The organism is Paenibacillus ihuae (genome assembly GCF_001368795.1).
Lineage (GTDB): Bacteria > Bacillota > Bacilli > Paenibacillales > Paenibacillaceae > Paenibacillus_AQ > Paenibacillus_AQ ihuae.
Genome location: NZ_LN831206.1, coordinates 68327 through 77067, shown reverse-complemented (window position 1 = coordinate 77067; position 8741 = coordinate 68327). Strand labels below are relative to the sequence as shown.

General features: G+C 49.0%; 8 protein-coding genes, 10 tRNA genes and 1 riboswitch. Of the genes, 13 read left to right on the top strand and 5 right to left on the bottom strand.

Features of this window, described 5'->3' with window-relative positions; translation table 11 throughout:
• Positions 1-21 precede the first annotated feature (21 nt).
• The 10 genes from AQR02_RS29895 to AQR02_RS29850 all read left to right on the top strand — a co-directional run bounded on the left by AQR02_RS29895 (position 22) and on the right by AQR02_RS29850 (position 956).
• Positions 22-97: transfer RNA gene (locus tag AQR02_RS29895), tRNA-Phe, on the top strand.
• A gap of 21 nt (positions 98-118) precedes the next feature.
• Positions 119-194 (top strand) — tRNA-Thr (locus AQR02_RS29890).
• A gap of 5 nt (positions 195-199) precedes the next feature.
• Positions 200-285 (top strand) — tRNA-Tyr (locus AQR02_RS29885).
• 5 nt (positions 286-290) lie between these two features.
• Positions 291-364: transfer RNA gene (locus tag AQR02_RS29880), tRNA-Trp, on the top strand.
• Positions 365-388: 24 nt separating this feature from the next.
• Positions 389-464: transfer RNA gene (locus AQR02_RS29875), tRNA-His, on the top strand.
• 48 nt (positions 465-512) lie between these two features.
• Positions 513-588 (top strand) — tRNA-His (locus AQR02_RS29870).
• 19 nt (positions 589-607) lie between these two features.
• Positions 608-682 (top strand) — tRNA-Gln (locus AQR02_RS29865).
• A gap of 4 nt (positions 683-686) precedes the next feature.
• Positions 687-761, top strand: a tRNA-Gly gene (locus AQR02_RS29860).
• Positions 762-768: 7 nt separating this feature from the next.
• Positions 769-842: transfer RNA gene (locus AQR02_RS29855), tRNA-Cys, on the top strand.
• Between the two features lie 35 nt (positions 843-877).
• Positions 878-956: transfer RNA gene (locus AQR02_RS29850), tRNA-Leu, on the top strand.
• An 82-nt stretch (positions 957-1038) separates the two neighbouring features.
• Here the strand turns inward: AQR02_RS29850 and AQR02_RS29845 are convergent.
• From AQR02_RS29845 to AQR02_RS29830, 4 genes are all read right to left on the bottom strand, one after another.
• The gene (locus AQR02_RS29845; RefSeq protein ID WP_159067886.1) at positions 1039-1506 is read right to left on the bottom strand and encodes a hypothetical protein; all 468 of its coding nucleotides are present in this window, start codon (positions 1504-1506) and stop codon (positions 1039-1041) included.
• Position 1507: 1 nt separating this feature from the next.
• The gene (locus AQR02_RS29840) at positions 1508-2290 is read right to left on the bottom strand and encodes an EFR1 family ferrodoxin (protein ID WP_054943937.1); all 783 of its coding nucleotides are present in this window, start codon (positions 2288-2290) and stop codon (positions 1508-1510) included.
• Positions 2283-2864 carry a PadR family transcriptional regulator gene (locus AQR02_RS29835; protein ID WP_054943936.1) on the bottom strand — a complete coding sequence of 194 codons (582 nt, stop codon included), beginning with the start codon at positions 2862-2864 and terminating at the stop codon, positions 2283-2285. Before AQR02_RS29835 ends, AQR02_RS29840 begins: the two co-directional genes overlap by 8 nt.
• Before the next feature lie 222 nt (positions 2865-3086).
• On the bottom strand, positions 3087-4013 hold the full coding sequence (locus AQR02_RS29830; protein WP_054943935.1) for an aldo/keto reductase: 927 nt from the start codon (positions 4011-4013) through the stop codon (positions 3087-3089).
• Between the two features lie 146 nt (positions 4014-4159).
• Between AQR02_RS29830 and AQR02_RS29825 the strand changes: the two genes are divergently transcribed.
• The 3 genes from AQR02_RS29825 (at position 4160) to AQR02_RS29815 (ending at position 7455) form a co-directional block, all read left to right on the top strand.
• Complete coding sequence (locus AQR02_RS29825; RefSeq protein ID WP_054943934.1) at positions 4160-4540, top strand: MerR family transcriptional regulator; 381 nt, start codon at positions 4160-4162, stop codon at positions 4538-4540.
• A gap of 427 nt (positions 4541-4967) precedes the next feature.
• A riboswitch (purine riboswitch) is annotated at positions 4968-5071 on the top strand.
• Between the two features lie 123 nt (positions 5072-5194).
• Positions 5195-6610, top strand: a complete 1416-nt coding sequence (allB, locus tag AQR02_RS29820; RefSeq protein WP_054943933.1) for an allantoinase AllB — start codon at positions 5195-5197, stop codon at positions 6608-6610.
• A 284-nt stretch (positions 6611-6894) separates the two neighbouring features.
• Complete coding sequence (locus AQR02_RS29815; protein WP_054943932.1) at positions 6895-7455, top strand: cysteine hydrolase family protein; 561 nt, start codon at positions 6895-6897, stop codon at positions 7453-7455.
• Positions 7456-7655: 200 nt separating this feature from the next.
• Here the strand turns inward: AQR02_RS29815 and AQR02_RS29810 are convergent, their stop codons facing one another.
• Positions 7656-8537: a helix-turn-helix transcriptional regulator gene (locus AQR02_RS29810; protein ID WP_054943931.1), complete on the bottom strand. Its 882-nt coding sequence runs from the start codon at positions 8535-8537 to the stop codon at positions 7656-7658.
• Between the last annotated feature and the right edge of the window lie 204 nt (positions 8538-8741).

The following is an 8741-nucleotide window of genomic DNA, read 5'->3' as shown; positions in this document are numbered from 1 at the left end:
TTAATACTTTAAATTTTATATGGCTCGGTAGCTCAGTCGGTAGAGCAAAGGACTGAAAATCCTTGTGTCGGGGGTTCGATTCCCTCCCGCGCCACCATGATTTCTTACAAATGAATATGCCGGTGTAGCTCAATTGGTAGAGCAACTGACTTGTAATCAGTAGGTTGGGGGTTCAAGTCCTCTCGCCGGCACCATCTGTGGAGGCTTAGCGAAGTGGCCAAACGCATCAGACTGTAAATCTGCTCACGTACGTGTTCGGTGGTTCGAATCCATCAGCCTCCACCATCTTTAGGGGCATAGTTTAAAGGTAGAACAACGGTCTCCAAAACCGTTGGTGTGGGTTCAATTCCTGCTGCCCCTGCCAATGAAAATTTTAAAGCTTAATATGGCGGCCGTGGCGAAGGGGTTAACGCACCGGATTGTGGTTCCGGCATTCGTGGGTTCGAGACCCATCGGCCGCCCCATTTCTTTAAAAGACTGATTGGTAAAATTGTTAGAAACAGATTAATATGGCGACTGTGGCGAAGGGGTTAACGCACCGGATTGTGGTTCCGGCATTCGTGGGTTCGAGACCCATCAGTCGCCCCATTTTTTCTAAAATTAATATTGGGGATTAGCCAAGCGGTAAGGCAACGGACTTTGACTCCGTCATTCATAGGTTCGATTCCTATATCCCCAGCCATTATGCGGACGTGGCTCAGCGGTAGAGCATCGCCTTGCCAAGGCGAGGGTCGCGGGTTCGATTCCCGTCGTCCGCTCCATTTTTGTGGCGCCATAGCCAAGTGGTAAGGCAAAGCTCTGCAAAAGCTTTATCCCCAGTTCGAGTCTGGGTGGCGCCTCCATTATTTTGGAACTTATTATTGCAAGTCATGAATACGCCGGCGTGGCGGAATGGCAGACGCGCTCGACTCAAAATCGAGTGGGAAACCGTGGAGGTTCGAGTCCTCTCGCCGGTATAACAGAAACAGGTTGATAATCGTGTAACATGATTATCAACCTGTTTTTCTGTATGAGCACTTTTTTCGTTGCTGGGGAATCTTATTGGATCTGGCTGAATGTGCTCCAGCTGGTTACAAAATGTCCAATGGCCAACAAAACCGCAGGGACTGCAAACAAATAAGAGTTAAGCCATACCGCAAGCAGGATGAAATACATAATCGGAAATAGGGCCATTGGGATAGGGATGAACCCTAACGGTTTGAAGAGAATGGCGAATTCTCTGCCGCTCCAATAGAAGCGTATCCAGCAAAGGTAGTAAATAATTAAACAAATTAACATTAACCATGTTAAAAAATTGATAGGCTGCTCTGCAATCTTGGTGCCGAACAAGATAGGCAGTGCGAAACAAGTAACTTGGCCTATTCGCTCGAATACAATGAAAATTAAAGGCGGGGAAACGGTTTTTGGAATGTTGTGCGGTGTGAAGAATATGAAGAGCAGGTTCGGCAGTAAAACCAATAACGGCAAGATAAAGCCTTTGAGATGTAAACCCATACTAAGCTCCATTCTAACGTTGAATAGTGGAATGTGGCATCTTTGTACTGCGAATCTTGATTTTTGGTTTGCCTGATATATAGATAGCTTTCTTAGGACAAGAGGCGGCGCATTTCATGCAGAACTCACATTTGTTCCCGTGTACAGAAACATGACTGGCAATCGAAATGTTTTGTACGGGACAATGTCTTACACATAGCCCGCAGCCTGTGCATTGTGATGCTTCGGTCCGCAACTTAAGCAGGAGGCGCATAGACATCCAAGGCAACCCCGTTCTCCTCGACAAAAAGGATACAAATGAAGATCCTTTATACTCTGAATCCCAGTTAACCTCTCCTGCAAAGGAATCGCTGACAAATTGATGAACCCTGTCACACGCTGCGATTAATTGGTGGAGGTCGTTCTCCTTGCTCTGATGAGTATCGCTCATATTGTTAGGCATACTGATCTCACAGGCTGAAGTTGGGGTATATCCTTTGTTCTTAAGCAATGTAAAGAGTGGTTTTAGTATGTAAGCAGAATTATTAAGAGTAGCAATTACATACACCTTGGTTCCGGAGTTCTGCGGCAATGATCGAAAAAACCTCCAGATGAACGGAGAGACCGCCTGGGAGTTGACCGGGAAGGCAAACCACAATTCTTCAGCCGGCTCATTTTCAGAGAAGGTGTATCCTTTTTCGATATGCTTGACAGAGACGTTGCAGCCGTTCATTGTAAGTGAATTCACCGCGTGGTCTACTATAAGCTGTGTATTGCCTGTTCCGGAAAAGTAATAGAAGTCGATTCTTTTATTCATCCGTGTCATCCTCCTGTGCGGTGATCTCCTGCTTCAGTAAGCGGATCGTCTCTTCAGACCAGGCAGCATACGCCTCCCACATCCTTTGGCCAAAAGACAATACCATTAGGATTTGCCTGTGATTACTGTGTACATCCATATTCTGTTTAAGCTGTACTTCAAATTGTTGAAACAGCTGCTGCTGCCGGTGATGACTGGTTTGAAACTCTTTTACATGCTCAAGCATCGTAGCAGAAGAGTTGGCATTCGAAAAGTACAGCTTCAGCAGAATTTCAAAACGGATAAGTTCCTTTTCAACCGGTGATTTGAGCCACTCCTGTAATTCCAATCTTCCCGGCTCTGTAATCTCATACTTGATGCTTTGCTTACTATGTACAGGATGTGCATCGGTACAAACTGCAATCAGCCCTTCAGAAGTAAGCCGTTTCAACTCCGGATAAATCTGGCCAAAGCTCTCGTTCCAAAAAAAAGACAGCCGGTCATCTACAATCTTTTTGATTTCATAGCCGGATAAGTTTTCTTCGTTTAATAGACCAAGTATTACATAAGATGTTTTGCTCTTTTTACTGCTCATATCCTCTCGTCCAATCTAAATATATCTTTTAGATATAAATTATTCTATAAAATGGATAGTGTCAAACGATTAAATCACACCTGGAATCATTGATCCGAAAGTAGGCTTCAGGATGAATAAAAGCCCACAGCAAAGAGTACTCCTTAGGCCGTAATGGCTTACAGAGTACTCTAATATTAATATACGATTGACTGTCTGCGTCTAGTACGGCTGACTGGCTGCTTAAGGGAGTTTGTTGCCTGCCGCACGGTAAATTTCATACCATTCCTGGCGGGTCAGCGTAATATCCGAGGCCTTGGCGATGTCGAGCAGACGCTTGGTATTAGTTGTGCCCACGATCGGCTGCATGTTCGCCGGATGTCTGAGCAGCCAGGCGATGGCGATAGCGGTGTCGGCGACTTCTTTTTCAGCGGCCAGTTTGCCGATAACTTCATTAAGCTCAGGGAACTTCTCATTGCCTAGGAATACGCCTTCAAAGAAGCCATATTGGAATGGGGACCAAGGCTGAATCGTCATATCATGCAGACGGCTGTATTCCAGAATGCCACCATCATGTACAACCGAAGCGGAGTTGGTCATGTTCACATTGAAGCCGGCATCAATCATGCCAGAGACCATAATGCTAAGCTGCAGCTGGTTGAAGAGCAGAGGCTGTTTGACGTTTTTTTTGAGCAGCTCGATCTGCAGCGGGTTCAGGTTGCTGACCCCGAAGTGCTTGACCATGCCTTCTTGCTCCAGATAATCAAAGGCTTCAGCCACTTCCTCAGGCTCCATCAGGGTGTCGGGACGGTGCAGCAGCAGGACATCCACATAATCGGTCTTCAGGTTCTTTAGGCTATTCTCGACCGAAGTCACAATATGCTCCTTGGAGAAGTCGAAGAAGCCGTTGCGGATTCCGCATTTGGTCTGGATCATCAGCTGCTCACGCATGCCTGGGCTGGCAGCCACTACCTCGCCGAATACCTCTTCAGCTTGGCCAGCGGCATAAATGTCCGCATGATCAAAAAAGTCTATGCCCGCCTCCAGGGCACTGTGAATATGCACATCCGCTTCCTGCGGAGAAAGATCGGCAATACGCATACATCCTAAAGAAATCTGAGCAACCTCAAGCTGGCCGCTGCCTGCTTTAATTTTTTTACCACTCTGCATTCACTCCTTAATGTAGTGTTCCTAGTAAAGTGTAGACCTTAGAGTTAACTGTAAGTCAATAGATTTTTAAAGCGCTTTTAATAGACTCGAAATGGTGTTAACGTAGAGATGGAGCCGTAGCCTTACGGCAGAAGGGAGCTAATATCATGGGATACAGCATCAAAACCATATCACAAAAAAGCGGACTGAGCCAATATACGCTGCGTTATTATGAAAAAGAGGGTGTGCTGCCCGTTGTGGCCAGGGATGAGAATGGAAACCGCTGTTTCCACGATGAGGATCTGGAGCTGATTTCGTTAATCTGCTGCCTGAAGGACACCGGAATGCCGATTGCTGATATCAAGCAGTTCATCTCGCTATCCAAGGAAGGGCACAGTTCACTTCCCGAGCAGCGCAGATTGCTGCAGGAGCATAAATTGCATATTGATGAGAAAATTAAATTTTTTCAGACCTTTGCACAAAAAGTGGAGCATAAAATCGCTTATTTTTCTTCTCTTGAAGAACAGGCTAAAGCGGAGAGCAAGTAAAACCTGGCACGATAGGACAAGTAGCGCATATAAATTCAGCTGTGAGGAATGTCGTTGAGATCCATAAAAAGGGATTGTTGGATTCCTGCGGCTAATCGTACCGGATCAGTCCGGTTTTATGAAAGGATGAATAGCAGCAGAAGAGCGGCGGGGATGAAATCCTTTGCTGTGCCTGGGGTTGTGTGAACTCTGCCGGGAGAGGTAATAGGAAGAATTACGGGGAACAGGAATTGAAACGTGATTATGGGGTATCATCCGACTCTTTATTATGTTAATAAACATAACATTTATTTTGCCGATTCAATGACAAACGGGTTTGTTATCTTGACGAAAGAGTTGCCAATGTTATGATATAGGTAATTAAGGAAGGCTTTTGAAACACCTATGTTACTAAACGTAACAACGGATTGAAATCTTCCTTGTAGGATGGATTAACAGAATAAGCTCTTGTATAAGCTCAATAATCCGGTTTGAGCGTTTCGACCAGGCGACCGTAAATTGCCCCAGGCTACAAGAGGTATAGGCTAGGAATTGTTGTTCTTCGCGCGGTTTCATACCGGGTGGGGAATACGTTCTGCTCTGTACCTTTTGTGAGCCGGGGCTTTTTTGTCGTGCGCCAATTCACCCAAAAACCTAAAGAAGAGGTGTGTATTCATGAGTTATGAACTGATCATTAAAAATGCCAACATTCCGCAAGGCGACAGACAGGTGCTGACTGACATCCTGGTGAACAAAGGTGTGATTGTCGGGTTCGCCAAGGATATTGAGGCTGAAGCCGATGAGATCATTGATGCTGGAGGCAAGCTGGTGCTGCCGGGCGTAATTGATTCGCATACCCATTTTAATGATCCGGGATTTACACACCGCGAGGATTTCGTAACCGGAACAAGCAGCGCCGCAGCGGGCGGGGTAACGATGATTGTCGATATGCCATGCTGCAGCGTGCCGTCGGTCCGTTCTGCCGATAATCTGTTCAACAAGCTGAACGCACTGGAAGGCAAAGGGATCGTCGACTACGCGATGTGGGGCGGCATTACCGGCGAAGATGTACGCAACAACGTGCTGCCGGAGATCATTAGTGAGCAGGTGGCTAACGGTGTAGTGGCCTTTAAAGTGTACATGACCCCATCCGTGCCATCCTATCCGCGGGTAACCGACCCGGAAATGCTGGAGGCGTTTGCCGCCGTATCCCCTACGGGGCTGCCAATTGGAATTCACGCCGAAAATTATGCAATCTGCGATTACTTTACGGGTAAGCTGAAAAGCGAAGGCCGCCTGGATTATCCAGCCTGGGCAGAAGCGCGTATGGCCCTCGCAGAAAAAGCAGCTATCCAGCTCGGCATTAGCTTCGCCGAAGAGACGGGTGCCCGGCTGCATATCGTGCATATGAGCACGGGGGCAGGCAACGAGCTGATCCGTGAAGCCAAGCTGAAGGGAACCAAGGTGACCGCGGAATCCTGTCCGCATTACCTGACACTGAATGCGGTAGATGCGATGACCGAGTTCGGTACGTTCGCCAAGATTGCGCCGCCGCTGCGTACTGCAAAAGATAATGAAGCACTTTGGCAGGGGCTGGCAGACGGAACTATTGACTTCATGGCTACCGACCATGCGCCCTATGAAATTGCAACAGAGAAGGATGCGCCGGGTATGGATGTCTGGACCTCCTTCCCGGGTATTCCAGGGGTAGAAACGCTGGTGCCGATTATGATCAGCGAAGGCTATAACAAAGGCAGACTGAGCCTCTCCCGGCTGGTAGAGCTGCTGTGCACCAATCCGGCTATCCATTACGGGCTGTATCCGAAGAAAGGAGCGCTGGAGATCGGTACCGATGCCGACTTCACGATTGTGGACCTGGAGAAGGAATGGACGATTGACAAAGACCAGATGCACTGCAAACCGAAGTACACTCCGTTCCACGGCATGAAGCTCAAAGGCAAGGTTGATAAAACCATTGTCCGCGGAACTCTAGTGTACGACGATGCGCTGGGTGTGGTCGGCAAACCAGGCTACGGCGAATATGTAAAACGTCAGACGATCAGCGAGCTTCCGCGATTATTGAAATATTAAAAAAAATATATAGATTGAACTGGAAATTTGAGAAAAAGGTAAGGAGCGACGGAGGGGGATTTTGGAACTGTAGGAGCGATAGCGTCCGCCTAAAAGCTTTCCGTAGGAAAGCTCACTTCGAAAGCATAGCCAGTCTACAGATTTCTACCGCTAAAGGCGGTATTAATCAGGGAATCTGTAGACAACAGCGGCCGGAAGTCCAAATATTCACCGCAGTTGCGACTGGTCCTTTGCGCTATTAAATTCAATCTATATACCACCAAACCGAGAGGGAAGTGAAAAGCATGGGCAAACACGCTGTAGTAATTATAGATATGTTGAATGATTTTATTCATCCGGATGGGGCGCTGACCTGTCCGAACGGTGCGGGAATCGTGCCGGCGCTGCAGGAGTTGATTGAGTTCAGCCATGAGAATGAGATACAGGTTATCTTCGTACAGGAAGCGCACCGGAAGAACGATGCCGACTTCCGGGTCCGGCCGGTCCATGCGATCAAAGGCAGCTGGGGTTCGGATTTCATCGACGAGCTTAGACCCGATGAGTCAAAAGGCGATTATGTGGTGCAGAAAAGACGCCACAGCGCGTTCAGCTACACGGATATGGACCTGTTCCTCCGCGAAGAAGGGATCGACACGGTGGCGGTCACCGGTGTGTGGACCAATGTCTGCGTCCGCTCTACGGCATCCGATGCGATGTACCACACGTATAAGGTAGTCTGCATCAGCGATTGCTGCGCATCCAAGGATGAGGAGATGCATTTGTCCGGACTGCGTGATATCGGGATTTTTGGTGAAGTTGTAACCCTGGAGCAATATAAAGAAAAGAACGCAGTTGTAAAAGGCTGAGCCGGGGAGCAGGTTCCTACCAGCTGCTGAGGAGTGTTGAGCCGCAGCTGCCGGGGAATAAGAGTTAGTGCTGCAGCTATATACTGCTGTACAAGGTAACACCTATGAGTACACAATACACAGCCCCTGTATTGCCGGGAAGGTCTCCCGGTTATGCAGGGGCTGTTGCTCTGCGGCAGGCCGATGAGCAAAGCTGCGCTTCACGAGAAGCGCTGGCGGTACTGGCGGGGAGAGATGCCTTCCAGCTTCATGAAGCTGGAGCTGAAATACGGCGCCTGGTTGAAGCCAACCTCCTCGGCGATCCGGGAGATGGAGAAGCTGGTCTGCATCAGCAGCAGCTTGCTCTGCTCAATGCGGTAGCGGAGCAGGTATTCCATCGGTGAGCAGCCGTACTCCCGGTTCATGCAGCGGGCGATGTAGACCGGATGGAAGTTGAGGCAGTCGCCCAGCATGCCGGTTGTAATCTCCTCGCGGTAATGGGCGCGGAGGAAGGAGGCCGCCTGCTCCGCACAGGCGGTCGATTGGGACGCAGGCCGTTCGCGGTGTACGGAGGCGGAGAGTTGCAGCAGCACCTCCTGGAACAGCATCTGCTGCTTGAAGCGGATTGCATCCAGGTGGGCGTTAACCTTGAGGAGCTCGAGCTGGGCCAGCAGCTCCTCCATCCTGGCCGGCTGCAGCAGCGTCATATACTGCGACAGCCGGAAGCTGAAGGTGCGGGCATTATACAAGTTGTAATGGCCAGATTCCTCCGTGGTGTCCCGTTCACGGGGAGCTTCAGCATGACAGCTTGCAGAACACCACGGACCCGGGGTCTGAAAATGAAGCCAGTAGTGGGAGCCGTCCTCCCGGCAATCTGCGGTACCGTAGTGGTGGCAGTCCGGGCGGAGAATCAGCGCTTCTCCTGCCCGGACTTCATAGGTTCGGTCCTCCTCGCCAACATAGAGGCAGCCTTCCCGGACCACCAGCAGGTCGAACACCTTAATGTTATGGCGGTTCACATGGCGGAAACCCTGCGAATAATTCATAAGTCCGCTATTAATGTAATGGGGCAGCGGTGGGCTGTAAAATTGGAGCAGACTCATGGCGTCCTCCTGCAGATCAGGTTTAGAAATTGAAAGTTTAGGTTGGGAATTTGCTACATTTCCCCGAGTATATCACCTATAATTTACTCCTAGCAAGGTAATCTGCAAGCAGTTGCAAGGGTACTATCTAAGAGTGCAGCAGGATGAGGGGGAGTTCATTTAGTGAAACCCAACGTGAAACTGAAGACAGGGAACGTCGGGCTC